The organism is Pseudocolwellia antarctica, from assembly GCF_049933045.1.
In the GTDB taxonomy this organism is placed as follows: Bacteria; Pseudomonadota; Gammaproteobacteria; order Enterobacterales; family Alteromonadaceae; genus Pseudocolwellia.
Genome location: NZ_CP187926.1, coordinates 2,888,971 through 2,915,966 on the forward strand (window position 1 = coordinate 2,888,971; position 26,996 = coordinate 2,915,966).

General features: G+C 36.5%; 31 protein-coding genes and 1 riboswitch. Of the genes, 16 read left to right on the forward strand and 15 right to left on the reverse strand.

What is annotated here, in order from left to right:
* Positions 1–11 precede the first annotated feature (11 nt).
* The 7 genes from acs to iscX form a co-directional block, all read right to left on the reverse strand.
* The gene (gene acs / locus ACPUVN_RS12490) at positions 12–1,958 is read right to left on the reverse strand and encodes an acetate--CoA ligase (RefSeq protein WP_426369204.1); all 1,947 of its coding nucleotides are present in this window, start codon (positions 1,956–1,958) and stop codon (positions 12–14) included.
* A 763-nt stretch (positions 1,959–2,721) separates the two neighbouring features.
* On the reverse strand, positions 2,722–3,075 hold the full coding sequence (gene rplS, locus ACPUVN_RS12495; protein WP_077341269.1) for a 50S ribosomal protein L19: 354 nt from the start codon (positions 3,073–3,075) through the stop codon (positions 2,722–2,724).
* A gap of 12 nt (positions 3,076–3,087) precedes the next feature.
* A complete protein-coding gene (gene trmD, locus ACPUVN_RS12500; protein WP_426369205.1) occupies positions 3,088–3,870 on the reverse strand; it encodes a tRNA (guanosine(37)-N1)-methyltransferase TrmD in 783 nt (260 codons plus the stop codon).
* A gap of 30 nt (positions 3,871–3,900) precedes the next feature.
* Positions 3,901–4,434: a ribosome maturation factor RimM gene (gene rimM / locus ACPUVN_RS12505; protein WP_426360539.1), complete on the reverse strand. Its 534-nt coding sequence runs from the start codon at positions 4,432–4,434 to the stop codon at positions 3,901–3,903.
* A gap of 25 nt (positions 4,435–4,459) precedes the next feature.
* On the reverse strand, positions 4,460–4,708 hold the full coding sequence (gene rpsP, locus ACPUVN_RS12510; protein WP_426359988.1) for a 30S ribosomal protein S16: 249 nt from the start codon (positions 4,706–4,708) through the stop codon (positions 4,460–4,462).
* 227 nt (positions 4,709–4,935) lie between these two features.
* A complete protein-coding gene (locus ACPUVN_RS12515; RefSeq protein ID WP_426359987.1) occupies positions 4,936–6,627 on the reverse strand; it encodes an NAD-dependent malic enzyme in 1,692 nt (563 codons plus the stop codon).
* 155 nt (positions 6,628–6,782) lie between these two features.
* Positions 6,783–6,983 carry a Fe-S cluster assembly protein IscX gene (iscX, locus tag ACPUVN_RS12520; protein ID WP_304370182.1) on the reverse strand — a complete coding sequence of 67 codons (201 nt, stop codon included), beginning with the start codon at positions 6,981–6,983 and terminating at the stop codon, positions 6,783–6,785.
* Between the two features lie 249 nt (positions 6,984–7,232).
* Here iscX and ACPUVN_RS12525 point away from each other — a divergent pair, with 249 nt between their 5' ends.
* A complete protein-coding gene (locus ACPUVN_RS12525; protein ID WP_426369206.1) occupies positions 7,233–8,354 on the forward strand; it encodes an ISAs1 family transposase in 1,122 nt (373 codons plus the stop codon).
* Positions 8,355–8,502: 148 nt separating this feature from the next.
* Here ACPUVN_RS12525 and glp read toward each other — a convergent pair whose 3' ends face one another.
* Positions 8,503–9,768, reverse strand: coding sequence for a gephyrin-like molybdotransferase Glp (gene glp, locus ACPUVN_RS12530; RefSeq protein WP_426359986.1), 1,266 nt, complete (start codon positions 9,766–9,768; stop codon positions 8,503–8,505).
* Positions 9,769–9,952: 184 nt separating this feature from the next.
* Positions 9,953–10,118: riboswitch (molybdenum cofactor riboswitch) on the forward strand.
* Between glp and moaA the strand changes: the two genes are divergently transcribed.
* The 10 genes from moaA to ACPUVN_RS12580 all read left to right on the forward strand — a co-directional run bounded on the left by moaA (position 10,105) and on the right by ACPUVN_RS12580 (position 17,150).
* A complete protein-coding gene (gene moaA, locus ACPUVN_RS12535; protein WP_426369207.1) occupies positions 10,105–11,076 on the forward strand; it encodes a GTP 3',8-cyclase MoaA in 972 nt (323 codons plus the stop codon). (Overlaps the previous riboswitch by 14 nt.)
* A gap of 3 nt (positions 11,077–11,079) precedes the next feature.
* Positions 11,080–11,763, forward strand: a complete 684-nt coding sequence (gene mobA / locus ACPUVN_RS12540) for a molybdenum cofactor guanylyltransferase (protein WP_426359984.1) — start codon at positions 11,080–11,082, stop codon at positions 11,761–11,763.
* A gap of 78 nt (positions 11,764–11,841) precedes the next feature.
* Positions 11,842–12,396, forward strand: a complete 555-nt coding sequence (gene moaB / locus ACPUVN_RS12545) for a molybdenum cofactor biosynthesis protein B (RefSeq protein WP_426369208.1) — start codon at positions 11,842–11,844, stop codon at positions 12,394–12,396.
* Positions 12,396–12,941, forward strand: a complete 546-nt coding sequence (gene moaC, locus ACPUVN_RS12550; RefSeq protein WP_426359982.1) for a cyclic pyranopterin monophosphate synthase MoaC — start codon at positions 12,396–12,398, stop codon at positions 12,939–12,941. Before moaB ends, moaC begins: the two co-directional genes overlap by 1 nt.
* Entirely contained in the window at positions 12,938–13,186 is a 249-nt protein-coding gene (locus ACPUVN_RS12555; RefSeq protein WP_426359980.1) for a MoaD/ThiS family protein, read from the forward strand. The genes moaC and ACPUVN_RS12555 overlap by 4 nt, the downstream gene beginning before the upstream one ends.
* A 5-nt stretch (positions 13,187–13,191) precedes the next feature.
* Positions 13,192–13,668, forward strand: coding sequence for a molybdopterin synthase catalytic subunit MoaE (gene moaE, locus ACPUVN_RS12560; RefSeq protein WP_426359979.1), 477 nt, complete (start codon positions 13,192–13,194; stop codon positions 13,666–13,668).
* A 67-nt stretch (positions 13,669–13,735) separates the two neighbouring features.
* Complete coding sequence (gene modA, locus ACPUVN_RS12565; protein WP_426359978.1) at positions 13,736–14,530, forward strand: molybdate ABC transporter substrate-binding protein; 795 nt, start codon at positions 13,736–13,738, stop codon at positions 14,528–14,530.
* Positions 14,527–15,246 (forward strand): molybdate ABC transporter permease subunit, encoded by a 720-nt coding sequence (modB, locus tag ACPUVN_RS12570; RefSeq protein WP_426359977.1) that lies wholly within the window; start codon positions 14,527–14,529, stop codon positions 15,244–15,246. The genes modA and modB overlap by 4 nt, the downstream gene beginning before the upstream one ends.
* On the forward strand, positions 15,243–16,397 hold the full coding sequence (gene modC, locus ACPUVN_RS12575) for a molybdenum ABC transporter ATP-binding protein (RefSeq protein WP_426359976.1): 1,155 nt from the start codon (positions 15,243–15,245) through the stop codon (positions 16,395–16,397). The genes modB and modC overlap by 4 nt, the downstream gene beginning before the upstream one ends.
* Entirely contained in the window at positions 16,398–17,150 is a 753-nt protein-coding gene (locus ACPUVN_RS12580; protein WP_426359975.1) for a HesA/MoeB/ThiF family protein, read from the forward strand.
* A 167-nt stretch (positions 17,151–17,317) separates the two neighbouring features.
* Here ACPUVN_RS12580 and rmf read toward each other — a convergent pair whose 3' ends face one another.
* Together rmf and ACPUVN_RS12590 are read right to left on the reverse strand one after the other, a co-directional pair.
* The gene (gene rmf / locus ACPUVN_RS12585; RefSeq protein ID WP_426359974.1) at positions 17,318–17,491 is read right to left on the reverse strand and encodes a ribosome modulation factor; all 174 of its coding nucleotides are present in this window, start codon (positions 17,489–17,491) and stop codon (positions 17,318–17,320) included.
* Between the two features lie 379 nt (positions 17,492–17,870).
* Positions 17,871–18,086 (reverse strand): DUF3820 family protein, encoded by a 216-nt coding sequence (locus ACPUVN_RS12590; protein WP_304370195.1) that lies wholly within the window; start codon positions 18,084–18,086, stop codon positions 17,871–17,873.
* Positions 18,087–18,478: 392 nt separating this feature from the next.
* Between ACPUVN_RS12590 and msrA the strand changes: the two genes are divergently transcribed.
* Positions 18,479–19,018, forward strand: coding sequence for a peptide-methionine (S)-S-oxide reductase MsrA (msrA, locus tag ACPUVN_RS12595; protein ID WP_426359973.1), 540 nt, complete (start codon positions 18,479–18,481; stop codon positions 19,016–19,018).
* Positions 19,019–19,208: 190 nt separating this feature from the next.
* Here the strand turns inward: msrA and ACPUVN_RS12600 are convergent, their stop codons facing one another.
* The 4 genes from ACPUVN_RS12600 to folB form a co-directional block, all read right to left on the reverse strand.
* Positions 19,209–20,057 carry a co-chaperone YbbN gene (locus ACPUVN_RS12600; RefSeq protein ID WP_426359972.1) on the reverse strand — a complete coding sequence of 283 codons (849 nt, stop codon included), beginning with the start codon at positions 20,055–20,057 and terminating at the stop codon, positions 19,209–19,211.
* A gap of 152 nt (positions 20,058–20,209) precedes the next feature.
* Positions 20,210–21,025, reverse strand: a complete 816-nt coding sequence (locus ACPUVN_RS12605) for an undecaprenyl-diphosphate phosphatase (protein WP_426359971.1) — start codon at positions 21,023–21,025, stop codon at positions 20,210–20,212.
* On the reverse strand, positions 21,022–21,534 hold the full coding sequence (gene folK / locus ACPUVN_RS12610; RefSeq protein ID WP_426359970.1) for a 2-amino-4-hydroxy-6-hydroxymethyldihydropteridine diphosphokinase: 513 nt from the start codon (positions 21,532–21,534) through the stop codon (positions 21,022–21,024). The genes ACPUVN_RS12605 and folK overlap by 4 nt, the downstream gene beginning before the upstream one ends.
* Positions 21,534–21,890 carry a dihydroneopterin aldolase gene (folB, locus tag ACPUVN_RS12615; RefSeq protein WP_426359969.1) on the reverse strand — a complete coding sequence of 119 codons (357 nt, stop codon included), beginning with the start codon at positions 21,888–21,890 and terminating at the stop codon, positions 21,534–21,536. Before folB ends, folK begins: the two co-directional genes overlap by 1 nt.
* A gap of 611 nt (positions 21,891–22,501) precedes the next feature.
* Here folB and plsY point away from each other — a divergent pair.
* A complete protein-coding gene (plsY, locus tag ACPUVN_RS12620; RefSeq protein WP_426370567.1) occupies positions 22,502–23,098 on the forward strand; it encodes a glycerol-3-phosphate 1-O-acyltransferase PlsY in 597 nt (198 codons plus the stop codon).
* Between the two features lie 34 nt (positions 23,099–23,132).
* Here plsY and tsaD read toward each other — a convergent pair whose 3' ends face one another.
* Positions 23,133–24,158 (reverse strand): tRNA (adenosine(37)-N6)-threonylcarbamoyltransferase complex transferase subunit TsaD, encoded by a 1,026-nt coding sequence (gene tsaD / locus ACPUVN_RS12625; protein WP_426359967.1) that lies wholly within the window; start codon positions 24,156–24,158, stop codon positions 23,133–23,135.
* Positions 24,159–24,356: 198 nt separating this feature from the next.
* Here tsaD and rpsU point away from each other — a divergent pair, with 198 nt between their 5' ends.
* From rpsU to dnaG, 3 genes are all read left to right on the forward strand, one after another.
* On the forward strand, positions 24,357–24,572 hold the full coding sequence (gene rpsU, locus ACPUVN_RS12630) for a 30S ribosomal protein S21 (RefSeq protein WP_076420232.1): 216 nt from the start codon (positions 24,357–24,359) through the stop codon (positions 24,570–24,572).
* Positions 24,573–24,610: 38 nt separating this feature from the next.
* A complete protein-coding gene (locus tag ACPUVN_RS12635) occupies positions 24,611–25,057 on the forward strand; it encodes a GatB/YqeY domain-containing protein (protein WP_426359966.1) in 447 nt (148 codons plus the stop codon).
* Between the two features lie 168 nt (positions 25,058–25,225).
* The gene (dnaG, locus tag ACPUVN_RS12640) at positions 25,226–26,977 is read left to right on the forward strand and encodes a DNA primase (protein ID WP_426359965.1); all 1,752 of its coding nucleotides are present in this window, start codon (positions 25,226–25,228) and stop codon (positions 26,975–26,977) included.
* Positions 26,978–26,996 lie beyond the last annotated feature (19 nt).

Here is a 26,996-nt window from a genome sequence, read left to right on the forward strand (position 1 = left end):
TTCCAAAAGAATTATCCGTTATGGACTATTCGTTTAGCAATAAGGTTATCAACAACAGAAGGATCCGCTAAGGTTGATGTATCACCTAATGTATCAATATCGTTCTCAGCAATTTTACGAAGGATTCTTCTCATAATTTTACCTGAACGTGTTTTAGGTAACCCTGGCGCATATTGAATATAGTCGGGTTTCGCAAAGCGCCCTAACTCTTTCGCTACAAACTCAGTAAGCTCTTTAACAAGCTCATCAGTTTCTACAGCGCCTTTCATTAAAGAAACATAAGCATAAACGCCCTGTCCTTTAATCTCATGCGGATAACCAACAACAGCAGCTTCCGCAACGGCAGGATGAAGTACTAAAGCACTTTCAATCTCAGCTGTACCTAAGCGATGTCCTGAAACATTAAGTACATCATCCACTCGACCTGTTATCCAATAAAAACCGTCTTCATCACGTTTGGCACCATCACCTGTAAAGTAGTTTCCAGGGTATTGTCCTAAGTAAGTGTCATAAAAACGCTTATGATCGCCATAAACACTTCTTAATTGTCCTGGCCAACTCGCTGTCATTACAAGTAAACCGTTATTCTCACCTTCAAGAGTATTACCATCTTTATCAAATAACGCAGGTTGAACACCAAAAAATGGTTTACCTGCAGCGCCTGGTTTCATATCAACCGCACCAGGTAGAGAGGTAATTAAAATACCACCTGTTTCAGTTTGCCACCACGTATCAACAATAGGACACCTAGATTGACCAACAACTTCGTAATACCAATGCCAAGCTTCAGGATTAATAGGCTCGCCTACCGTACCTAATAAACGTAAAGAAGACAGATCCGCTTGATCCACCAACTCATTTCCTACACTCATTAAGGCTCTGATCGCTGTAGGGGCTGTGTAGAAGATATTCACTTTATGTTTTTCACATACCTGCCAAAAACGACCTGCATCAGGATAAGTAGGAATACCTTCAAAAACTAATGTTGTAGCACCGTTAGCTAATGGTCCATAAAAGATATATGAATGACCTGTTATCCAACCTGCATCAGCAGTACACCAATAAACTTCGCCTTCTTTGTAATCGAAAACATATTTATGTGTCATTGCTGCATATAATAAATAGCCACCACAAGTGTGTAATACACCTTTTGGTGTACCTGTTGAGCCAGAGGTATATAAAATAAATAAAGGATCTTCAGCATCCATCTCTTCAGGTTCACACACGGCTGGATATTTACTTACTTCTGTAGCGTAATCTAAATCAATTTTATCATTCCAGTTAATTTCGCCACCTGTACGTTTAACGACAATAACAGTATTAACATTAGGGCATTCAGCAACCGCAGCATCCACGTTTGATTTTAATGGAATAGCCTTACCACCACGTAAACTTTGATCCGCTGTAAGTACAACCTTACAATCGGCATCAACGATACGTGCTTTGATTGACTCTGTTGAAAAACCACCAAAAACAACTGAATGCACAGCACCGATACGCGCACATGCTAGCATTGCATAACCCACTTCAGGGATCATCGGCATATAAATACAAACACGATCACCCTTTTTAACGCCTCGTGCTTTTAATAAGTTAGCAAAGCGACATACATGATCATGTAACTGTTGATAGCTAATATGATCATCTTCATTTGGGTTATCACCCTCAAAAATAATAGCGGTGTCATTTGCTTTAGTTGCTAGATGGCGATCAATACAATTATAAGAAGCATTTAATTTACCACCAGAAAACCATTTTATGTCTGCAGTTTTTAAATCAACATCTGAAACACTATCCCAAGGCTTGTACCAATCTAAAAACTTATCTGCTTGTTCTGCCCAAAACACATCAGGTTGCTCTATTGATTGTTTGTACATCGCATCATAAGTTGCGCTATCAATATGAGTATGCTGTTTGGCACTTTCTGAAACAGGGTAAAGGGTCTTTAAATCTTTCATGGGCCTTCCTTTGTATTGTAAAACTTTAACGCTGGTCATTTAGTTAAAAACACTAAATCGTAACTACGTTGAATAAAATGAATTAAACCAATCATATATTAACTAAGCTAGTTGGCATACTCGACTAAAGTCGAAACTTTAGAGATTTATAACAATCTATTGAAGAAATAATAACAATTCAAGAGAAGTGATTACATTGTGGCTAATTTATTCAAAGCGGATGTCTTTATTATTTAATACCAAACGGATTAATTTATTGCTCACTTAGCGAGAATTTAAAGGCTTAGAGGCAGGGCATTGATTGAAGAGAATGGTTATTCTCGGTAACTGCTCCTGCGTTACCCTAATGTCCTACATCCATGTAGGAACCTTGTCAAAATCAATAACGCGGCATATGAGCCTTTAAATTCTCGCCCTTCGGGAGCTCATTAGCAAACTGATAACATCACAAAATTAAAAAAATATAGAATAACTATGTTTAATCAATTTTGCTTGTTCTAAGCTTGATAATGTAGCTCTAAGTTGCTCAATAAATTAATCCGTTTGGTATAAATCACGTTTACATTTAATTAATGATTTTATTTGAGTAAAAAAGAATAGATGAAATGCAAACTTAGACAGTTTTGAAGGCATGTATTTTATGATGTGATTTAAATGACTTGGATATGATTGAAAACTTGCACTTATTAAAACAAAAAAAACCTGTGTTGTTTCCAACACAGGTTTTTTCAAGCTACTAAGTAAATCTCTTAAATATAAGAGTCTACTTTTTACCCAACTTCTCTTTGATACGTGCAGAGCGACCTGAACGTTCACGAAGATAGTAAAGTTTAGCTTGACGAACATCACCGCGACGTTTGATTTCAATTGAATCAACGATAGGGCTATGTGTCTGGAATACACGTTCTACACCAACACCGTTAGATATTTTACGAACAGTGAATGCAGAATTGATGCCACGGTTTTTTATAGCAATAACTACGCCTTCAAATGCTTGTAGACGAGATTTATCACCTTCTGTAACTTTTACTTGTACAACAACAGTATCACCTGGTGAATATGCTGGTACATCTTTTTTCATTTGCTCAGCTTCAAGCTGCTTAATAATATTACTCATAATACCTTCTTCCTAGGTTTCACAGTCATCAACAATCTTTTTACCATTCTTAATTAAGAGTAGGTGTTTTTCTTGTTCTGCTGTCAGAGCTAGGTTAGTTAATAGTTCGGGTCTTCTAGTCCATGTTCTTTCTAAAGACTTAAATTGACGCCACTGTTCAATACGTTTGTGATCACCACTTAGCAAAACTTTAGGTACTGATTTTTCTTCCGAAGAAGATGTACTCAATACTTCAGGCCTTGTGTAATGCGGACAATCTAATAAACCTTCAGAAAATGAATCCTGTTCGGCTGATTGTTCGTGCCCTAATACACCAGGAACAAAGCGTGCTATAGCATCGATTACGTTCATAGCAGGTAATTCCCCACCACTTAATACATAATCACCAACAGACCACTCTTCGTCGATATCCGACTCAATTAGTCTCTCGTCTATGCCTTCATAACGTCCTGCTATAAATATCAGTCGGTCATGTTGTGATAATTCGCGTACGCCAGCTTGATCTAATTTACGGCCTTGCGGAGATAAATAAATAACCTTAGCTTTCTCTTTATGAGAACTACCATCAACATCTGCTGCAGCGCGTGCAGCAATAATGGCATCTCGTAGTGGTTGAACCATCATCAGCATTCCTGGACCACCGCCATAAGGTCGGTCATCAACAGTGCGATGCTTATCATGCGTAAAATCACGAGGATTCCACTTATGAAAGTCAATCAAACCATTACGAATTGCTCGGCCAGTTACTCCGTACTCAGTGATTGCATCAAACATTTCAGGAAAAAGGCTTATCACCCCTATCCATAATTTGCAGTTACTCACGAGTTAAAAACCTGGATCCCAGTCAACACAAATTTGTTTATTTTCTAAACTAACTGACTCTACGACTTGCTCAAATAAGTAAGGGATTAACCTTTCTTTTTTACCAAATCCATCATTTAGATTAGCTTTTACAACCAGTACGTCGTTAGCGCCCGTTTCCATAACATCAGAAACACTACCAAGGTTATAACCTTGATTAGTAACAACAGTCATACCAATTAAGTCACGCCAATAAAACTCACCATCAGGTAGTTCAGGTAACGCTTTTTCATTAACAATTATTTCAGAACCTACATATGCTTGCGCAATATCTCGGTCATCAACATTTGCTACTTTGACAATAAGTGAATTACTGTGTCGACGCCAATCAGTTATTTCCACTAATTGCGTTTTATTCCCTAATTTTAAAGACCAAGGAAAATAGTCTAAAATGGCTTCTTGGTCGTCAGTAAACGAATGGATCTTTAACCAACCTTTGATACCATAGACTGCGCCTACTTTACCTAAAGTGATTTCTTTACCTAATTCTTCCACAATGACTCCTAAAACCTTCTAAGTATAATTAAGCTGCTACTTGAGCATCTTTAATTAACTTAGCTACACGATCAGATAAACCAGCACCTTGACCAACCCAATGGTTGATACGGTCTAGGTCTAAGCGTAATTTCTCAGCTTGACCTTGTGCTGTTGGATTGAAGAAACCAACTTTCTCGATGAAACGACCATCGCGAGAGTTACGGCTATCTGCAACTACAACCTGATAAAATGGACGCTTTTTAGCGCCACCACGAGCTAAACGAATGGTAACCATATCGCCCTCTATTATATTTAAGTGTTAAAACGGATTTTCCAGACATTTCCGTCACCATAGTGACAGAAAAGCTCGCGTATTCTACGCTTTTACATTAATAATGCAAATGATATCTGGTTCGAAAGTAAAAACTTGCTAATAAATAAACTGTGAATGATTCATTTATCAACATATATATACCCGTTAGCATTTAAATTGCATGTTAATGGGTATATATAACTAGCTGTTTAAGTGCTAATTCTTTTGTATTGACGATATTCTGGATTCCAAAAATTACGATCAATTTTTGCCAATAACATTTCGTCACTTATTTCTAATGCTAAACCTTGCTCATATGCAACCTTAGCTACAGCAAAGGCTATTTTTTTACTTAGCTGTGCAATAGAAGTTAAAGGCGGTAACAATTCACCCTTGCCTGTATTCGCTAATGGAGATTCACTTGCTAACATCTCACTTGCCACCATTAACATTTCGTCAGTAATTCGATTAATGTTTGCAGCAACAACGCCTAAGCCTAAACCTGGGAATATATAGCTGTTATTACATTGTGGAATTGGGAAGGTTTTACCTTGAAAATGCACAGGTTTAAAAGGACTACCTGTAGCTATAATCACTTCACCATTACACCATTCAATAACATCGTCAGGTTTAGCTTCAACTTGTTTTATTGGGTTACTTAAAGGGAACACGATAGGTAAAGCACAATGAGACTTCATTGCTCTTATCACTTCTTCGGTAAATAAACCCGCAACGCCTGAAACACCAATCAAAATATCGGGTTGGGCATTATTAACAACTTCTAATAATGTCGGTGAAGTTCCGCTAGTATCCCAGTCGGCTATATTAGATAAAGACTGACAAAGCTTACTTTGGAAATCTCTTAAACCTTCCATACCTTCTATAAGTAAACCTGAACGGTCTATCATATAAATTTGGCTTCTTGCTTGTTCAGGTGAAGCACCTTCGCTGATCATTTGCGTAATGATTTGTTCAGCAATACCACAGCCAGCAGAACCTGAACCAACAAATACAACGTTTTGCTCAGAAAGCTTAGCGCCTTTTGCTCTACAAGCAGCAAGTAAAGAACCGACAGTTACACAGGCGGTTCCTTGAATGTCATCATTAAAACAACAAATTTCATCACGATATTTATTCAGTAACGGAGTTGCGTTAGGTTGTGCAAAATCTTCAAATTGTAATAAAACACGAGGCCAACGACGCTTAACCGCAGTAATAAACATATCAACAAATTCGTTATATTCTTCTTGTCCGATACGTTTATGACGACGTCCCATGTACATAGGATCCGCTAATAGCTTTTCATTATTTGTTCCTACATCAAGCATTACTGGTAATGTATAGGCAGGGCTAATACCACCACAAGCGGTATATAATGAAAGCTTACCAATAGGTATTCCCATACCGCCAATACCTTGGTCACCTAAACCTAAAATTCGCTCACCATCGGTAACAACAATAACTTTAACTTTATTTTTAGTCGCGTTGCGTAGAATGTCGTCCATGCTATGACGTTCTTCATAAGAGATAAATAAACCTCTTGAGCTTCTATATATATCTGAAAACTGCTCACATGCATCGCCCACTGTTGGGGTATATATGATCGGCATCATTTCAGCTAAATGCGCTTGAACAAGCTTATAAAATAAAGTTTCGTTATTATCGTGAATCGCCCTTAAATAAATATGCTTATTTAAATCTTCATCAAAACTTTTGTATTGCATGTAAGCACGTTCAACTTGCTCATCAATCGTTTCATAACGAGGAGGTAAAAGACCTGTTAAATTGAAATTTGCTCGCTCTTCAGAACTAAAAGCACTGCCTTTATTTAATAAAGGAGTTTCTAATAATGAAGGTCCTGAAAACGGTATATATAACGGATGTTTTTTATTGTTGGTCATAGTAATTTGAGTGACTTTCTCTTGTTGGATTTTTTATAATGAGTATGTGAAATACTAAGCTTCACATTATTGTAAATAGGCTAACATAAATTTTTATTAATGCTTAATGAAAAAGCTAAGTTATAACACCAAAAATCATTTAAAACTTACACTAATTAATCAACTTCTGATAACCAAGCAAGTTGAATAGCTTCAAGCACCCTTTCGCCGCAATGTTCAGGATCATCGTCAAAATTTTCTAATGCTAAAACCCATTTATTTAATTGTGTAAAATTAAGTTTCATTGGGTCTGCATCGGGGTGTTCTTCCATAAGGTCTAATGCAATGTCTAATGAATCTGTCCAACGATATCCCATAACGCTTTCCTTTTTATTTAATTAATAAGTGAAACCACATTGCATCTACAATTAGCATTAAAACTAACCATAAGAAAATTAAACGCGCTTTTTTACAATATTTGCATTGCGTGTGCCACCAAGATTTTTTCATTATTTTCAAATATAACTTATCTATATAAGGATCATTATACAGGGCAAGATCATTTGAAGGGAACTTTTTAGTAAGTTATTGATCAGATCAAAAAATAACTACAAAGGGTTTCCCGCATGGAAAATAACTTCATTCATCACTTTTCTTCAATTACTGATCCAAGAGAATCAAATAAACGCCATCAACTAATAGATATTTTATTCCTCGCCGTAAGTTCAGTGCTATCTGGCGCTGAAGGTTGGGAAGATATTGAAGATTTCGGTCAAGCAAAACTCGATTGGTTAAGGGAATTTCTACCTTTTAAATATGGCATTCCTAGCCATGACACTATTGCAAGGGTATTAAGTCGACTTGAGCCTGCCAGCATTCAACAGTGTTTCATCAATTGGGTAAAAGAAGTCGCAGAGCAAGTCAATGCTGATGTTATAGCAATAGATGGCAAGGTTGCCAGACGAAGCTTTACCACGAAAGATAGGAAGAACGCTCTGCATATGGTGAGTGCTTGGAGCTGTGAGCATGGATTAGTATTAGGGCAACAAAAAGTGGAAGGAAAGTCTAACGAGATCACCGCCATTCCAAAACTACTTGAATTATTAGATGTAAAAGGCAGCGTATTAACGATGGATGCAATGGGCTGTCAGCATAAAATCACAAAACTGATCACAGAAAAAGAAGAAGATTACGTTATCTCACTCAAAGGCAATCAAGGCACCTTGAATAAAGAAGTTCAAGCTTGGTTTCAAAAGGCTTGGAGAGAAAAGTATCAAGATATAAGGCATTCCTCGTATGAGCATACTGACGCAGGTCATGGTCGGATAGAAGTGAGAAAATGTTTACAGCTGGAAATCCCCAACGGTTGGCTAACAAGCGCACAAAATTGGTCAAGCATTCACAGTGTTGTTTGTGTTGAATCTACTCGAATTATTGGAGATAAAAAGACGAAAGAAAATCGTTATTTCATTAGTTCACTCGGCATAAATGCACAGAGGGCTAGCGATGTTATCCGTAAACATTGGCAAGTAGAAAACAGTCTACACTGGACGCTAGATATGACATTCAAGGAAGATGACTCTCGCATTAGACGAGGTGATGGAGCCGAAGTCATGAATGCGTTTAGAAAGTTAGCATTAAATATTGTTAGGAATGACAATACTCGTAATGCTAGCATGAAACGCAAGCTAAAAATGGCAGCGCTTGATGATAAATATAGAACTAAGCTACTTAAAGGGAAAAGCTAAATGCTCTTGCCCTGGATCATTATAGCACTTACAGTCAATTTAAAAGTCAGCGTTATAACGACTTATTTCAGTCGAACAATGACCATGAAATAAATAAGTTAAAAGCTTTCTAGATAAAATATTTAATAACTTTGTTGAAAGTATGCTGCTAGTGCTGGATCACTGAATCAAATAATTGCACTGTAACCACTTCATTAGCTGATATATTTCCTTGTTCTGCAGGCAGTACTATATAACAATTAGCTTTAGCTAAACTCGTCAATACACCTGAGCCTTGATTTCCAGTACTTGATACCAACATTTCACCTTGCTCGTTTGTACTTAAAATACCGCGTTGAAAATCCATTCTTCCTGGTGATTTTCTAATATTCGTTGCAGTTTTAACTCTTAATTTAACAGGGGCAGTATTAATACAATTCTGCATTTTAGTAAGTGCAGGCACGGCTAACATATGAGCCGTAACGGTTGCAGAAACAGGATTGCCTGGTAATCCAAAAAACACGCTATTAGGAAGTTTACCAAAAGCAAAAGGTTTACCTGGCTTCATCGCTATTTTCCAAAAGCTAATATCACCCAACTCATCCAATACTTCTTTCGTATAATCGGCTTCACCAACAGATACACCACCAGAACTGAATATAGCGTCAGCTTCTTTATCGGCTTTAATAAAAGCGGCAGTAATGGCTTTTTTATCGTCTTTTATTACGCCTAACTTTAAAATATTAATGTTCAGTTTTTCCAGCATCGCAGCTAAAGTAAAACTGTTACTTTCGAATATATCGCCTTCTGTTAAGCTTTCGCCAGGTAATTTAAGTTCATCACCTGTAGAAATTAGTGCTACAGTAAGTTTTCTATATACAGTAACGGTAGGAACACCTAATGAAGCTAAAACACCTACGTCGATTGCCGATAACTTTCTACCTTGCTCAAACACGACTTGGTTTTCTTTAATGTCTTCTCCTGCATATCTCACATTATCGCCCTGCTCTTTAGGCTCTAAAAAAGTAATACGAGATAAATTATCGGCTTCATTATTAACAACGTCACAATTCTCTTGCATCTCAACGGTATCGCAACCTTTTGGTAATTTAGCGCCAGTCATAATGCGAACACATTGTCCTACCAAACATTCCCCTTGAAAAGGTTCGCCAGCCATAGAACGGCCAATAAGCGTTAACGTATTAGCTGAGTTTTGCTCGGTGAAGCTTTCTTTAGCAAAAGCATAACCATCCATTGCTGAATTATTATGTGGAGGAACATTTAAAGGGCTTTTGGTTACATTCGCTAACACTCTATTTAATGCTTCGCTTATTAATACCTCTTCCGTTTCAGTGACCGACGGAACTTGATTAAGTATGTTTGATAAGGCTTGTTCGAATGGCAATAAATTTGGTGCTGAGTAGCAGTCAACCATGGTTTTTAACTCTCTCGTTTGATTCAATTGGGGGATTTTATAAAATACACTGGAATTAATTTCATAAAAAGTGTGTCTTATTACCAAGCTATAATAAATATGTTGATAATAAAAATATACTTTATGAACTTCATAGCATTTAAAATTATATTACTATGGTAAACCAAAATTAAGGTATAGTAATAATCAAATTATTCGCCGAGCTTCTCTAGCTACCCCAATTATCACGACTTGAATATGGTCTTGTTTGGAATGTTAGTTTAGCCGTGGTTTTTATATAAAACCGCCAGGGTTTGCATGGAAACGTGTAAGCCTCCCCACATTTGGAAAGGTGAGATGTTAACAGACAACTTTGGCCGTAAGTTTTATTACTTACGCCTATCTATTACTGACGTATGCAACTTTAGTTGTACCTACTGTTTACCTGATGGTTATCAGTGTGATCAGCCGCGTGACTTTCTATCTTTGCCTGAGATAAAGCGTATTGCTAATGGCTTTGCGCAATTAGGCACAGAGAAGATCCGTATTACTGGCGGTGAACCCTCTTTACGTAAAGACCTACCTGAGATCATTGCTGCCTGTAAAGAAACTCAAGGCATCAAACGCGTAGCAATAACAACCAATGCTTTTAAACTTCCGGAACATTTACCTAGTTGGTTAGATGCAGGGATTGATGCGATTAATATTAGTATCGATAGCTTAGATCCGAGGCAGTTTCATAGTATTACAGGTCACAACAAGTTACCCCATATTTTAAAAGGCATTGATATGGCATTGGCTCACGGTCAAATCACAGTAAAAGTAAATACTGTGTTGATGCGCGAATATAATGCTTACGACATGCAAACCTTCTTAGATTGGCTAAAAGACACACCTGTAACTTTACGTTTTATTGAATTAATGCAAACGGGTGAAAACCAAGAGTTCTTTGATGCACAACATGTTCAAGGTTCTCGTATTAAACAGAATTTGATTCTAGATGGTTGGTTACCTGCTATTAGAGATAAGTCAGCAGGTCCTGCTCAAGAATTTTATCATCCTGATTATGCAGGTCGTATTGGTTTGATCATGCCTTACAGTAACGACTTTTGCTCAACCTGTAATCGTTTAAGGGTAAGTTCTCTGGGTAAGCTTCATTTATGTTTATTTACTGAAGAAGGCTTATCTCTTAAAGATTATTTACAGCAAGATGATGTTGAACCTTTGAAGCAACATATTATAAATATGATGGGTAACAAAAAAGCGACGCATTTTTTACATGAAAAGCTAACAGGTGCCACAACTAACTTAGCGATGTTAGGCGGTTAATCAATGATCCGTTTAGCTAATAATACTCCCTTAAACAATCCTACTATTGTGCAACACAGCACATGTTTAGGTGTTGTACTTGCTGGCGGTTTATCTTCACGAATGGGGATAGATAAAGCCAGCTTACAACGAAATAAGGTCGATATGCTAAGTTACAGTAAGCAATTACTTACGGGCTCAGGCATAAATAATATAGTAATAAGCGGCCAACCTAGCTGCTCTTCTCAGCAAGACGTTCTCGTGGCAGACAAATACAAAGAAGCGGGTCCTATGGGTGGAATTGCGAGTGTTATTGAAAAATATAAACCTGCAGCCTTATTAATTCTACCTGTCGATCTTCCGCTGATGACAATGGAAGCATTACAAAAATTAAAGCAAGTAGGCGAACTAAGCCAACAAGCATGTTTTTATAACGACAATTACTTGCCTCTTTATTTACCTGTAAACGCTCATACAGAAAACTTTTTAAAAACGGCATTTATTCATCAAGCTAAGCAAAATCCCAGTAATGAAAAGATGGATAACAAAAGTTTTGTTCATAACAATATGGCTAAAAGTAAAAGCGGGCCTTCTATGCGTGCCTTACTTAATCAAATACCTCACAAGGCTATTTCAATTAATACGCTAGCAAGCTTATTTAATGCCAATACTCCTGAAGATTGGGCTTTAGCTCAAAAACGCTTTTAGGAATAAATATTGAAGTAAAAAAATTCTACATATTATTTTAAAATATCAAAAAACAACTTATAAATTTTAGGAAAGAACATGTCTAATCAAGTGTCTAAGCAAGAAAGAAGTGCATTTATCCCATTATCTATTGCCGTACTAACCGTATCTGACACACGAACTGAATCTACAGATACTTCAGGGCAAGCATTGGTTGAACGTTTAACCTCTGCAGGACATAAGCTAGCAGCAAAAAAAATAATAAAAGATGACGTTTACCAATTACGTTCTATTGTTTCACAGTGGATAGCAGACGAAAACATTCACGCTATCATCACAACAGGTGGCACAGGCTTTACCGAACGTGACAATACACCAGAAGCTTTACTCCCTTTATTTGATAAAAATGTAGAAGGGTTCGGTGAAGTATTTCGCGCGATTTCTCTAACAGAAATAGGTACAGCAACAGTTCAATCTAGAGCCTTTGGTGGCATGGCTAATAAAACCGTTATTTTATCAGTACCAGGATCAACCAACGCCTGTAAAACAGCTTGGGATAAATTAATCGCTGAGCAATTAGATGCAGGTCATCGCCCATGTAATTTTGTAACACATTTAAATGTTTCTGCTGAACAATGCGAGACTCGAAGCTAATGACAGATAATCGTTCACAAGGTGTCGCGTTAAGCCATATTAACAAGAAAGGTGAAGCGAACATGGTTGATGTTACTGAAAAAGCAGTAACCTCTCGTACCGCTACAGCTGAAGGTAGAATAACCATGTCGCCAGCAACACTTACATTAATCACTCAAGGCGATAACAAAAAAGGTGATGTATTTTCAGTTGCTCGTATTGCAGGTATTCAAGCGGCTAAAAAATGTAGCGATTTGATCCCTTTATGTCATCCGCTTATGTTGACTAAAGTAAAAGTTGAGTTTGAAATTGATGAACACAACAATCAAGTTATTGTTAATAGTTTATGTCGCTTAACAGGACAAACAGGCGTTGAGATGGAAGCTCTTACTGCGGTATCAGTGGCTTGTTTAACTTTATTTGATATGTGTAAAGCTGCAGATCCTTTTATGGAGATTCATGGCATCAAGGTACTTTCAAAAGAAGGTGGAAAGTCTGGTAGTTGGGCAGCTAAGCAAAACTCTAACCATGACTCTATTCTAGACTCCAATCAGGACAAGTTATGATCAAGGTAAATTTTTTTGCAGCACTAAGAGAAGCCCTTAACTGCAACGAAACTCAATTAAAGATTAATGGACCTGTAACAGTAGATCAAGCGAGATTATTACTTATAGAATCAAACCCTAGTTGGGCAAAAAGCTTAACCAATAACTCGTTACTTACAGCAGTTAACCAGGAACTCGTTCAAGATGACTTCATCGTGAACCAAAATGACGAATTAGCTTTTTTCCCTCCAGTGACCGGTGGTTAATTTCGATGTCGACGAATCTTCCAAACGACCGTATTGTTATTCAAACTGCTGATTTTAATCACGGTGACGAAGTTAACTTATTAGAAAAGGACAATAATGAAGATGGCGCTGTTGTTACTTTTTGTGGCCGTGTTAGAAACAATAATTTAGGTTTAGACGTTAAAGGCTTAACCCTTGAACACTATCCTGGAATGACAGAAAAGTCTCTGCAAAACATAGTAAATACAGCTCGTAAAAAGTGGTCATTAGGTCGAGTCACAGTTATTCATCGTGTCGGTAAACTTTTAATTGGTGAGCAAATTGTATTTGTAGGCGTTACCTGTAAACATCGTGGTGATGCATTCGCTGCTAATGAATTTATTATGGATTTTCTAAAAGTAAAAGCACCATTTTGGAAGAAAGAGTTAACCAGCGAAGGTGAAAAGTGGCTAGGCGCTAAATCGTCAGATACAAACAAAGCACAAGAGTGGCAAGGTGAATAAGTTACTCACTGCTTTAACCTTCCCTATAATAACTTTTTTAAGTTTATTGTTAATAAGTCCATCTAGCTTGGCTAAGAATTCAAACAACAAACCTTTGCGCATTGCTGTATCAGCAAACTTCTCCCCTGTTTTAACTAAACTAATACCCCTATTTTTAAATGAGTCAGGTATTGATAGCGAAATTATCAGCGGCTCATCAGGTACTCTATATCAACAAATATTACATGGTGCGCCCTACGACATGTTTTTATCTGCAGATGATATTCACCCTCAACGATTAGCCGATGCGGATTTTATTGTTGCGGGTAGTTTACATACTTATGCGATTGGACAGCTTGCCTTTTGGTCAGCCAGTAAAGACTTCTCGTCTGAGCAAGATCTTTCAAGCCTATTATTAAGTTATTCAAATAATACGAGTAATTCAGCAAAAATTGCTATGGCGAACCCTAATACGGCACCTTATGGTCAACGAGCTTTTGAAACTCTTGAATCGTTAAACTTATGGAATGTTTTTCAGAATAAGTTGATTATCGGCATTAATGTAAGCCAAACATTTCAACAAGTTAGAAGTCATGCGGTAGGAGCTGGCTTTGTTGCTTTAAGCCAATTGAAAATTAATAACTTACAGGGTTTAACCGTACCTGAAGCACTTTATAATCCGATAAAACAACAGTTGGTTATTTTGAAAAACAGTAAAAAAATAGCAGCAGCTCAACAGTTATGCGCTTTTTTACTCAAGGCTAAAACACAAGAAAGTATTTCTCAATACGGTTATAAAAAAATCGAATCAATTAGCTCAGCTAAAGTTATATCGACTACCCCTTCTCAAACAGTAGAAAATTCACTAGAGAATAGTTTATGAGTGATACTTCGTTATTCGCCAGCAGCGATATGATTGCTTTATTCACAACATTAAAAATGGCGTTAGTCACGACCATCATTCTCATGATTATTGGTACTCCTTTGGCGTGGTATTTAGCTAAAATGAAAAGTCGTTATAAAATAGCGATAGAAGCTTTTGTTGCTTTACCTATAGTTTTACCACCAACCGTATTGGGCTTTTATTTACTTATCGCTTTTTCACCTCAACATCTTCCTGGGCAAGTTTGGCAAAGCGTTACAGGGCAACAACTCGCGTTTAGCTTTAGTGCCATCGTTATTGGGTCCGTGTTTTACTCGCTTCCCTTTGTAGTTCAGCCTTTACAAAAAGCGTTTGAACAACTGGGCGACGATATTCTTGAGGCTGGTGCCATGCTTGGCGCCAATGCTTTTGATCGTTTTTTCACAATTGTATTGCCTATTACCAAGGCCAGCTTTATAACAGCAGCTAGCTTAGGTTTTGCTCATACCGTAGGTGAATTTGGTATTGTACTTATGATAGGTGGCAATATTTCGGGAGAAACCAAAGTATTGTCTATCGCCCTTTTTGAGCACGTAGAAGCCTTTAATTATGAAAAAGCGCATATTCTTGCCGCTAGCTTATTAGTGGGATCTTTTATTGTTCTCGGGTTGATCTATTTATTAAATTACAAAAAGCCAACTTCTGTTAACTCAAACAAAACGGTGAATACCTTATGAGTAGCGCGATAACAGAGCAAGTTAGTGAAAATTTTAATGAGTTAAGCATGAATGAGCTGAGCTTCAATTTCATCACTGAGTTTGATGGTTTTACGTTAACGGTAAATCAGCGCCTTTCGACTCAAGGCATTACAGGTGTTTTTGGTCATTCAGGTTCAGGTAAGTCTACCCTACTACGTTTAATTTCAGGGTTAGAAGACTCATCATCAGGTCAGTTAATACTTAATGGTAAAATCTTATTCGACTCAGCTAAAAGCATAACCATTAAACCTGAAAAAAGACGCATTGGATTGGTTTTTCAAGACTCGCGTTTATTTCCTCATTTAAATGTTTTACAAAATTTAGAATATGCTCATAAACGTTGCATAAACAAACGACTTAACATTAACGACATTATTCAACTAACCCAGCTACAGCCTCTATTACACAAAAAAACCACCTTATTATCAGGCGGTGAAAAACAAAGAGTCGCAATAGCTAGAGCTATATTGTCTGAACCAGAATTATTGCTGTTAGACGAGCCTTTAAGTGCTTTAGATAATCAAAACAGAGCATTAATGATCACGCTATTACTTAATGTTCAACGTACGTTAAAAATACCTATGCTTTATGTAAGCCATAGCTTGGCTGAATTACAGCAAGTGGCAGATAACTTGTTAGTAATGAATCAAGGTAAAGTCGAGCATTTTGGATCTATTCATCACATAATTCATACTTTGAATAGCAGCCAAACAACCTTGCAGCAAACGAGTTTAGCCTTAAAAGTTAATGAGCATTTACCTCAATACGGATTAACATCGTTACAATTAACGTCTGACATTAATATCTTTCTACCGTTACAGAAAAATGCACTTTTTAATGAAGAGCTAGCGAGTAAACTAGTACGTTGTTACATAGCCGCTAGCGATATTAGTATCAGTAAAAGCGAAGTCTTTGATTCGTCAATTGTGAATCATTTTCAGGCTAAAATCGTAAGTATCAAAAAACAAAGTAATACACTTTTAATCACATTAACCTGCTCAGACCAAGTATTTTACTCAACCATTAGTTTATGGTCGGCTGAGCGTTTATCGTTAAGTATTGATGACCTTGTTTACATTCAATTTAAAGCAAGCGCGGTACATTGTTTAGCAAATATTAGAGAGGGATAAGTGCTAACTTCAAAAGAACAACTTAGATACAGTCGACAAATCATGTTGAAAAACATTGGTGAAGAAGGTCAATTATCTCTTCAAAATGCCAAAGTAATGATCGTAGGCATGGGCGGACTGGGTAACCCTGTAGCACTTTACTTAGCAACAGCGGGGATTGGTCACTTATTTATTGCTGATGGCGATAGCGTTGATATAACCAACCTACAAAGACAAATACTCTTTACTGAAAACGATCTAGAGAAGAATAAAGCCGACACTGCAGCTGAAAAACTACAAGACCATAATAGCGATATAACCATTGAAGTAATTGATGAAATGCTCGATAGTGAGTTATGCGACTACTACTTCCCTACTATGGATTTAGTTATAGATTGCAGCGACAATATTCAAACACGCTATTTAATCAACCAATATTGTGTTGCTCATAAAGTCCCTTTAATTGTAGGTGCAGCGATAGGCTTTGACGGACAACAACTTGTAGTTGATCCGCGAAACATCGAGAGTGCTTGTTACCATTGTTTATTCCCAGAAAGTAAAAAGCCACCTGAAAATAACTGTCAAACGGTAGGTATTGTGGGTCCTGTGTTATCTATTGTTGCGGGTATGCAGTCGTTACAAGCAATAAAGTTACTCACAGGTAACACAATACATATTAATCAGCTCAATTTGTTTGATGGATTATCGAATCAATGGCAGCAGTTTAAAATGAAAAAACAAGAAAGCTGTAAGGTATGTAGTAATAACGCTTAAACTAAAAAGCCCTCAACATACCTTCAGTTTAGGGCTCAAATCGTTTATAAATTGAAAGTGAATATACTGAAACCTTTACAGCAAAAAAGAAATCAGTTATTTGAAGTGTAGTAACTTAGTTATTTAACCTAACACTCTCTAACACTGCTTACTTAATCTGATAGATATTACTTAAACAAGCCTGTATTCCTATCTTCAACAGCTTCTCGCCATCCACCTAACCACTCCGACTTTGCGTTGATACTCTGATAAGGACATTTTTCCTTTGCTTTACCATTCATTCCCGCTTGATAGCCATTAGAATGTGCTCTTCCTAAACGATCCCTTTTTTGTCTTCTCATGAACTTGTTCCTCTTAACCATTTGATAATTAATTAAAAACTGTAACTTCATCGACATTGAATTTCATTGAGTCTCATTTAGTTAAGCAATCCAATGAGCTTCAATTTAAGACTAAATAGATAGGGTTTGCAACAGAACAAAATGAAAATAACGGCGTAAAAAATGCTTAAAATAACAACATAAATCATTACAAAAAGACGTAAGAATGACTTTTTTATTACAAAACAATTTCTTAATAAAAATGCAATATTCCAATTAGAAATAATAACAAAGTTAATATAAAAATTTGATTTATGAAAAGTTGTTTTTTAACGCTTTAAAGTCATAAAAAAGTGATATGTCAAAATTAGTAACAATTTCGTCTTCTAATACAAATAACTTAATCTCGTAGTAAAGGCTGTAACATTTTTTCTAAACCGTTAAGTTTTACTTCGTACATTAGCGCCAGCTGCTCGCCTAATTTTCCTTCAGGAAAACCTTTACTGTGAAACCAGACTAAATAAGGTTCAGGTAATTGAAGGAGCTTTCTACCTGCATATTTTCCAAATGGCATAACTTGATTAACGGCTTCTAATAATTTTTGTTGGTCTGACACTGTATTCTTCTCTTATCTAATAATTAAATAGCTTTTTAGCTGAATGAAACTGGCTCATAAAAACTCAACGTACTGGGCAAATAAAGCTCATTCTAGATATAAACCATTAACCCAAACAGAGGTTAACAAAAAAAGCTTATATTATACCAAACGGATTAATTTATTGAGCAACTTAGAGCTACATTAGCAAGCTTAGAACAAGAAAAATTGATTAAACATAGTTATTCTATATTTTTTTAATTTTGTGATGTTATCAGTTTGCTAATGAGCTCCCGAAGGGCGAGAATTTAATCCGTTTGGTATTACATATTTTATTACACCTGTCGCTTTCTATATAGCAGTAATTTACTTATAATTTATCTATTAAATATGACCTACGGATAAAGATTTACATGGCAACTACAATTGAAAAAACAACCTTAGCAGGCGGCTGCTTTTGGTGTATAGAATCAGCCTTCAATAGCGTTAAAGGTATTGAAAGTGCAATATCAGGTTATATGGGTGGCGAAACTGACGATCCAACTTACGAGACGGTTTGTTCTGGTACTACAGGTCATGCTGAAGTGGTTCAGCTGTCTTTTGATCCTGCTGTGATTAGTTTTCGTGAAATACTAGAAATATTCTTCGCTCTACATAATCCGACGCAATTAAACAGGCAAGGTAATGACACTGGAACTCAATATCGCTCTGGTGTGTTTTTCCATACTGAAGAACAGAAACAAGCGGCATTAGCGATTATTGATGAAATTGCTCAAGATGAAATATGGCCAGATCCTGTTGTTACAGAAGTAACAGCTATGTCAGAATTTCATTCAGGTGAAGATATGCATCAGGGTTACTTTAATCGCAACCCAGAAAATCAATACTGCCAAGCCGTGGTATCACCTAAGTTAGCTAAATTTAAAAAGACCTTTGCTACCAAGCTTAAGTAGCCTTAATAAGTTTACGAACTCTTATTACAACCTATAAGAGTTAGGTAAAACTAAAGAATAAAAAAGCCACGTTACCATGACTCATTAATGGCATGACGTGGCCTTTTTGTTTTCTGCAGCTTAAAGTGAAGCTAATGATCTATCTATTTAGAGATAATCATTACCGATGCTTCGCTAATAACAAGCAACTTTAATACATTAAGGTATAAAGCTTTCTTCTATATTTAGTGGCTAAAGCATCACCTTCTGGTAGTACTTTTAATACATCTAACATCAAATCTTTACTGCTTGTGTTTGATAAGTCTTTTTGTACTAATCGAAATAACAATTCTAGCGCTTCTTCATTTCGGTTTACTTGTGAATATTGCACGGCTAACTGATGTTTCAAGTCATCATTATCAGGTTCAATTTCAAGCTGTGTTTCTAGTGCTTTAATTTCTGGCGACTCTGCAGCTTGATTGGCTAGCTCTAATTTAGCCATTATCGCTTGATAAGCACCATCTTGGTCAACCATCAGAACCGTTTCTAGTAAGGCTTCAGCATCTGTATTTTTACCTAATTGAATAGCCGCATCAGCTAATACTATTTTAATATCAGCTCTTTGATTATCTATTTGATAAGCTTTCGAAGCCGCTGCGTAAGCCGTATTACTATCATTCTCAACTAAAGCCAATTTAGCTTCATTTAATAAGCCATCTTCTACTTTAGGTAAATGGTTATCTAAGAAGGTTTGCACCTGTTCTTCGGTTTGAGGCCCTGATAAGCCATCAATCGGTTGGCCGTCTTTAACTAATACCGCAGTAGGTAAACCTTGAATACCAAACTGTTGAGCTATTTGCGCATGAGCTTGGCAATCAACCGTTGCTAATATCATATGATCTGGAAAAGCTGATATTTTAGCGGTTAAGGCATCACGTAACTGCACACTTTCTGGCACTTGATCAGCCCAAAAACTAACAAGGATTGGTTTTAACTTTGATTCTTCAATAACAATTTGTTGGAAGTTTTCTAAAGTAATAGCAACAATATTTGAACTCATAGGCTTTCCTATTAAAATAATCTTTTCTAATATTTTGGGGCGAACCTTAAAGTTACAAGGTTCAACGAATAACTATCTTTAATGTTAATTAAATGCCTGTAACAAAAAACGCGCTAATAGCGCGTTTAATATGTGGTGTAATGATTAAGCGATTAACCTAATACAAACCATAACAAGCCAAAACCTAATACTAAGCGATAGATAACAAATGGCATCATACCTATTTTATCGAGTATGATTAAAAAGAAGTGGATACAAGTATAAGCACTAACAAAAGCTAATACACTACCTAAACTAATAGCATGCCAATCAACCGCATCTGCAGATGTTATAAGCTTTAATGTTAAGTAACTACCTGCCATTGCGATAGCAGGAATAGATAATAGAAATGAAAATCTAGCAGCATTTTCTCTGCTTAGACCTAACATTAAGCCAACAGTCATAGTAATACCTGAACGAGAAGTACCAGGAATTAAAGCGATAGCTTGTGCAAGACCAATTAACATTGCGCCTTTAAAACCCATTTTTTCAATGCTTACATTTTGCTTTGCTTTAATGTCTGCAAATCCAAGTAAAACACCAAAAATAATAGTTGTACCTGCAATCACAAGAGCCGAACGTAAATACTCTTCAATAATGTCTTTACCTAACAAGCCAAACAATCCAGCAGGAATGGTCGCGAATAATATCCACCATGCAAGTGTGCCGTCAAAGTCGGTTACTTGATTCTCTTTATTACGGTTAGTAATTGTTGAAACCCAAGCAACAGCCATATTACCAACTTCTTTTCTAAAGTAGATAACAACAGCAAGCAAAGTGCCTACGTGTACAGCTACGTCAAAAGCTAAGCCTTGATCTTGCCAACCTAAAACAGCAGAAGGAAGTATTAAATGGGCGGAACTACTGATAGGTAAAAATTCGGTTAAGCCTTGAATAACAGCTAATAAAAATATTTCTAAAGTACTCATGTCTTTTGATTATCCATAATGTGTGACCATGAAAATGGTATTTGGGTTATCGATTGGCTAGCTTTGTTAAAATCGCTCCAAAGCTGACCGTACGATTGGTTAATAATGGGATGTTTTACCGCGTCTGCTATTTCAGCAAGAGGCCATAAAACAAAGGCATTTTTTGTAATTTCATCTCTAGGAATTTGTGCTGGTGTCGCTAACACGAGTTCGTCAAATAACAGTAAATCTAAATCTAACGTTCGTGGGCTAAATTTCTTAGCGTTTTGCTCTCGACCATATTCAAATTCTATATTGCGTAATAGCTCAGCAACTTCGTCTATGGTATGAGATGTTTCAGCACCAATAACCATATTATAAAAGTCTGAACCATTGAAGCCAACGGCTTTACTTTCATACAATGAAGAAAGAGTAAGTGCACCAAAAGCTTTTGTTAGCTCAGTTAGCCCGTGCTTTACATAATATTCTCTATTTATATTGCTGCCTAAAGAAATATAAATGTATGACATTAGCCGAACACGCCTCTTTCAATTTCAACACCAACAGTTTTGGTATTATGCACTGCGCCTGGCTTGCCTACTTTAAGCTTTAACCAAGGAATATGATAAGTGCTCATTAGATATTGTGCCAAACGCTCAGCCAAGGTTTCAATCAAATCAACAGGATTAGCGTTAGCAAAAGCCTCTACATCTTCAGAAATTTTTGCGTAGTCTAAAGTTTTATCTAACTCGTCATTCAATGCCGCTTTAGCGATATCCCAGCCTAAGGTTAAATCTATAATCAATGTTTGCTTGATTTGCTTTTCCCATTCATAAAAACCAATAGTGGTTTGAATGCTTAAGCCTTCTATGCACACTTTATCCATATTTCAGAACTCTTTTATTACACGGGTATTATTTTAAAGAGTAAACTTAATACCAGTAATTATTTATTGGGTGCGAGTTTACCTTTCTCGACCATTAAAAACTAGTAATGCTTTAGAATATATAGCTGTAATTAATCACTAAATTCTCAGCATAAAACATAAATATATTACCTTAAACCTTGTCTTAAATTTTTCCTGAAACTTATCTTGAAACGCCCTTCAAAAACAAAGTTAATAGACGTGACAATTAAAGAAGCGTATAAATTTTAGACCTTAAGAAAGTTTATAACTGGCTTAAACAACCTGGACTCAGGATAATGATTTTGTAATCTATTGATTTATAAATACAAGATAAGAAATAGTAAAGTATTTATTTTTTAGAAAATTTAATTACGTTTATGATGTTGGAATTTACTTAGATAATAAAGCATTTTTCTTGACTAATAGTAGGGGCTGTTAGCAAGAAAAATAACGAAGTTAGGCGATTAAAGACAAATATTAGACATAATCACTTATTCCAAGTTCAGGTTAAATAATAAGAATGATTGATTTTATTGCCCTGATAGATTTTAATTCACTCTCGTTTTACATCAAACTTTAAGAGAACTGTTATTACATATTATTTTTTAATACTAGGAATGATCATACTTGCTTACATAGCAGGCTCGATCTCTAGTGCCATAATAATATGTAAAATCAAAAATCTGCCCGATCCACGTGAAGTAGGATCAAACAATCCTGGCGCAACAAACGTATTACGCAACACCAATAAGCTTACCGCGGCTATCGTACTATTTTTCGATATTATTAAAGGTGTGATCCCCGTTTGGGGGGCTTACTTTTTGGGTATAGAGCCAATATCGATTGGTTTTATTGGTGTCGCTGCTTGCTTAGGGCATATGTACCCTATCTTTTTTGGTTTCAAAGGTGGTAAAGCAGTAGCAACAGCGTTTGGTGTTTTATTACCTATAGGTTTTACTTTGGGGGGATTGTTAATTGTAACTTGGATGCTTGTGGCTAAATTAACACGCTATTCAAGCTTAGCCGCCATAGTAACGGTAAGCTTAGCGCCACTATATACATGGATGATAAAGCCAAGTTATGTATATCCAGTGTTTATGTTAAGTGCGCTGATTGTCTTCAGACATAAAGACAATATTCAACGCTTACTTAATGGATCGGAAAGTAAAATATCCATAAAAAGATAAATCACTTTCTTAATTCATTTTGACTGAATGGGTTTTAAACCGGAGGTAAGGTATCTAAAGGCCAACGTGGTGTTGCTTTAAATGTTAGCTCTTGTTCACCACCTGACTTTAAACGTTGCAAACCCGCATAAGCGATCATCGCACCATTATCGGTACAAAACTCAGGTCGCGGATAAAATACTTCACCACCTAAATTCTTAGTAATAATCGCAAGTTTCTCACGCAATGCTGTATTAGCACTTACTCCGCCGGCAATCACTAATCGTTTTAAGTCACAAGCTTTTAATGCTCTTTTACATTTAATCGCTATGGTATCTATAACCGCATCTTGAAACGCATAAGCAATGTCTGCATGAGTTTGCTCATCCATTGTGCCTTTAGCATGTTCTTCGCGGATAGCTGTTCCTGTTGCTGTTTTTAAACCACTAAAGCTAAAATCTAAGCCTGGTTTATTTGTCATAGGTCGAGGAAATACAAAGCGCCCATGAACACCTTTTTCAGCCATTTTAGCTAAAACTGGACCACCAGGGTAATCTAAACCAAGTAATTTAGCTGTTTTATCAAAGGCTTCACCTGCAGCATCATCAACAGATTCACCTAATAATTCATATTGTCCAATACCATCAACACGAACCAACATGGTATGCCCGCCTGAAACGAGTAAAGCAACAAAAGGAAACTCAGGCACATTATCTTCTAGCATAGGTGCTAATAAATGCCCTTCCATGTGATGAACAGGTACAGCAGGTATTCCCCAACCATAAGCTAAGCTTCGTCCAATAGAACAGCCAACTAATAATGCACCAACTAAGCCTGGGCCTGCGGTATAGGCAACACCATCTAAATCTTTAGGTGTTAAATTGGCATCAGCTAACACTTCTTTAATTAATGGAATTGTTTTACGCACGTGATCGCGTGAAGCTAGTTCTGGCACTACCCCGCCATAATCAGCATGAACAGCAATTTGACTATATAAACGATGAGCCATAATGCCTTGCTCGTCATCATAAATAGCAATACCTGTTTCATCACATGATGTTTCAATACCTAAAATACGCATATAAATACAACCCTTAAAAGTTAAGCACGCAATTTTACCTGCGATAAAAGTAATTCTCCACTATTATTACTTTACTTTACAGACCAGTTAGCTTTAGAATACGGCACCAATTTTTGATAGAGCGGGTGATTTCGAGGCAATTATGCTGAGAAGGTTACCAATTTTATAGATTAATAGACCTAAAGGTTAACAAAGACAATGCCAGTAATTAAAGTAAGAGAGAACGAACCGTTTGACGTAGCACTTCGTCGTTTTAAACGTTCATGTGAGAAAGCAGGTATCCTTTCAGAAGTTCGTCGTCGCGAATGTTATGAAAAGCCAACTTGGGAACGTAAACGTAAGAAAGCCGCTGCTGTAAAACGTGCTGCTAAAAAAGTTTCTCGTGAGAACGCTCGTCGCGTTCGTATGTACTAAGAAAGTTTAGTACTTACTTAAGTCAACTGAGTCAACCTATGAGTCTACTTAGTCAACTAAAAGATGAAATGAAAGTTGCTATGCGAGCTAAAGACAAATTACGTCTTGGCGTTATTCGCATGGCAATATCAGCTATTAAACAAGCTGAAATAGATCACGGTACAGAAGCAACAGATGAAAACGTATTAACCGTTTTAACTAAAATGGTAAAACAACGTAAAGAATCTATTAAAATGTTTACTGACGGTGGTCGTGATGAATTAGCTGCAAAAGAAGCTGCTGAAGTAGAAGCGTTAAACACGTTCTTACCTCAACCTTTTAATGCAGATGAGATTAATGAATTAATTAATAAAGCAATTACAGAAACTGGTGCAGCTTCAATGGCTGACATGGGTAAAGTAATGGCAATATTAAAACCTATTATGCAAGGTAAAGCTGATTTGGGCGCTGTAAGTGGTCAAGTTAGAAATACGCTAAATAGTTAATTCAATATCCCTAATAAGGGGATCTCAAACAAACCGCGATTGCTTATGCCTCGCGGTTTTTTATTCCCTAAAATTTAAAAATCAAATACTAATACCAATCCAACGAATTTATTGTGTAAAATAAAGAAACGTAGATCCCTATTCTCAACATTCGAGTGTTCTAATTTTATGGCAGGTATGATCCCCAAACAGTTCATCGATGATTTATTAGCAAGAGCTGATATTGTAGAACTTATTGATAGCCGAGTGCCTTTAAAAAAGGCTGGGAAAAACTACCAAGCTTGTTGTCCTTTTCATACTGAAAAATCTCCTTCATTTAGTGTTAGCCAAGACAAACAGTTTTATCATTGCTTTGGCTGTGGTGAGCATGGCAATGCTATTTCGTTTTTAATGGAATTTGACAGATTAGAGTTTCCTGACGCTATTGAAGAATTAGCTTCTCATTACGGTATGACTGTTCCTCGAGAAGATATTAAACAAACGCCTGCCCAGCAAAAACAGCAACAACAAGTTTACGCACAAAAACAAGATGACTACGCACTGATGGAACAAATTAGTCGTTTTTATCAGAAACAACTTCGTGTAGCTTCCGACAAAGACACCGCTATAGATTACTTAAAAGGGCGTGGGTTAAGTGGCGAAATAGTTAAAACATTTGGTATTGGCTATATTAGTGATGCTTGGGATGGCATGATGAAAGTGTTTGCCACAAGCGCACCTATTACAAGACAACTTGTTGATTTAGGTATGGCGATCCAAGGTGATAAAAATAAACCTTACGACCGTTTTAGAGGCAGAATACAATTTCCTATTAGAGATAAACGTGGTCGTGTGATCGGATTTGGTGGTCGCGTACTTGCTGACGCCACCCCAAAATACTTAAACTCGCCAGAAACGCGTATCTATCATAAAGGTCATGAACTGTATGGCTTATACGAAGCAAAATTAGCCAATAAACAACTCTCTCGTCTTGTTGTTGTTGAAGGTTATATGGATGTGGTTGCCCTCGCTCAACATGGTGTTAACTATGCTGTAGCTTCATTAGGAACAGCCACTACACCAGAACAACTACAAACACTTTTTAGAACAGTAAGAGAAGTTATATGTTGTTACGATGGCGATAGAGCAGGTCGTGATGCAGCATGGCGAGCAATGGACAATGCCCTACCCTTAATTCAAGACGGTTATATCTTAAAGTTTGTATTCTTACCTGACGGAGAAGATCCAGATTCACTTATTCGTGAACAAGGACAAGAAGCTTTTGAGAAAATTCTAGATGACGCTATGCCATTATCAGAGTTTTTATTATCAAACCTTTCAGAGCAAACAGACTTAAATACCAATGAAGGAACCTCTAAGTTAGTTGAATTGTTTCAACCTTACTTAAATAAACTGCCTGATAGTTACCTCAAACAAAGTATTATCTCATCTATTGCAAACAAATTTGCACGAGGTAGTGAAAAGAGATTAGAAGAATTACGTAGGCACCATCAACAAAAAGAAAAAGCCACCGTTAAGCAAACAAAAATAACTCCTGTGCGATTAGCTATTGCATTATTACTTGAACATCCCCATATCGTTAATGCTTTACCTGATATTTCAATATTAGCGCATTTAAACATACCAGGCATACCATTGTTAAATGAGTTACTGGTACTTTGTAAACAGAATCCTAATATTAAAAGTGCACAAATAATTGAAAAATATAGAGATCGTATTGAAGGCAAACAACTTACAAAGTTAATGTGCCTACAACATCATATTGAACCTGAAAATGCAGAATCAACATTTTTAGATATAATTGAACGTTTTTTAAATATATTTATCGAACAACGCACTGAAGCATTATTATCAAAAGAACAAATAACAGGTTTAACAAAAGCTGAAAAACAAGAATTATACAGCTTATTAAGTGCTTAACACATGCTCTTAATTGTAT

What these genes read in the sequence shown, in the direction of transcription:
- moaC (WP_426359982.1), top strand. Translation starts at nt 12,396, where the DNA reads ATGACAGATAATCGTTCACAAGGTGTCGCGTTAAGCCATATTAACAAG.
- rmf (WP_426359974.1), bottom strand. Translation starts at nt 17,491, where the DNA reads ATGAGAAGACAAAAAAGGGATCGTTTAGGAAGAGCACATTCTAATGGC.
- folK (WP_426359970.1), bottom strand. Translation starts at nt 21,534, where the DNA reads ATGTCATACATTTATATTTCTTTAGGCAGCAATATAAATAGAGAATAT.
- rpsP (WP_426359988.1), bottom strand. Translation starts at nt 4,708, where the DNA reads ATGGTTACCATTCGTTTAGCTCGTGGTGGCGCTAAAAAGCGTCCATTT.
- ACPUVN_RS12635 (WP_426359966.1), top strand. Translation starts at nt 24,611, where the DNA reads ATGAGTCTACTTAGTCAACTAAAAGATGAAATGAAAGTTGCTATGCGA.
- glp (WP_426359986.1), bottom strand. Translation starts at nt 9,768, where the DNA reads ATGGTTGACTGCTACTCAGCACCAAATTTATTGCCATTCGAACAAGCC.
- rplS (WP_077341269.1), bottom strand. Translation starts at nt 3,075, where the DNA reads ATGAGTAATATTATTAAGCAGCTTGAAGCTGAGCAAATGAAAAAAGAT.
- modB (WP_426359977.1), top strand. Translation starts at nt 14,527, where the DNA reads ATGAGTGATACTTCGTTATTCGCCAGCAGCGATATGATTGCTTTATTC.
- iscX (WP_304370182.1), bottom strand. Translation starts at nt 6,983, where the DNA reads ATGGGATATCGTTGGACAGATTCATTAGACATTGCATTAGACCTTATG.
- ACPUVN_RS12515 (WP_426359987.1), bottom strand. Translation starts at nt 6,627, where the DNA reads ATGACCAACAATAAAAAACATCCGTTATATATACCGTTTTCAGGACCT.
- ACPUVN_RS12600 (WP_426359972.1), bottom strand. Translation starts at nt 20,057, where the DNA reads ATGAGTTCAAATATTGTTGCTATTACTTTAGAAAACTTCCAACAAATT.
- ACPUVN_RS12605 (WP_426359971.1), bottom strand. Translation starts at nt 21,025, where the DNA reads ATGAGTACTTTAGAAATATTTTTATTAGCTGTTATTCAAGGCTTAACC.
- tsaD (WP_426359967.1), bottom strand. Translation starts at nt 24,158, where the DNA reads ATGCGTATTTTAGGTATTGAAACATCATGTGATGAAACAGGTATTGCT.
- moaE (WP_426359979.1), top strand. Translation starts at nt 13,192, where the DNA reads ATGTCGACGAATCTTCCAAACGACCGTATTGTTATTCAAACTGCTGAT.
- dnaG (WP_426359965.1), top strand. Translation starts at nt 25,226, where the DNA reads ATGGCAGGTATGATCCCCAAACAGTTCATCGATGATTTATTAGCAAGA.
- rpsU (WP_076420232.1), top strand. Translation starts at nt 24,357, where the DNA reads ATGCCAGTAATTAAAGTAAGAGAGAACGAACCGTTTGACGTAGCACTT.
- moaB (WP_426369208.1), top strand. Translation starts at nt 11,842, where the DNA reads ATGTCTAATCAAGTGTCTAAGCAAGAAAGAAGTGCATTTATCCCATTA.
- ACPUVN_RS12555 (WP_426359980.1), top strand. Translation starts at nt 12,938, where the DNA reads ATGATCAAGGTAAATTTTTTTGCAGCACTAAGAGAAGCCCTTAACTGC.
- acs (WP_426369204.1), bottom strand. Translation starts at nt 1,958, where the DNA reads ATGAAAGATTTAAAGACCCTTTACCCTGTTTCAGAAAGTGCCAAACAG.
- folB (WP_426359969.1), bottom strand. Translation starts at nt 21,890, where the DNA reads ATGGATAAAGTGTGCATAGAAGGCTTAAGCATTCAAACCACTATTGGT.
- mobA (WP_426359984.1), top strand. Translation starts at nt 11,080, where the DNA reads ATGATCCGTTTAGCTAATAATACTCCCTTAAACAATCCTACTATTGTG.
- moaA (WP_426369207.1), top strand. Translation starts at nt 10,105, where the DNA reads ATGTTAACAGACAACTTTGGCCGTAAGTTTTATTACTTACGCCTATCT.
- msrA (WP_426359973.1), top strand. Translation starts at nt 18,479, where the DNA reads ATGGCAACTACAATTGAAAAAACAACCTTAGCAGGCGGCTGCTTTTGG.
- modC (WP_426359976.1), top strand. Translation starts at nt 15,243, where the DNA reads ATGAGTAGCGCGATAACAGAGCAAGTTAGTGAAAATTTTAATGAGTTA.
- ACPUVN_RS12525 (WP_426369206.1), top strand. Translation starts at nt 7,233, where the DNA reads ATGGAAAATAACTTCATTCATCACTTTTCTTCAATTACTGATCCAAGA.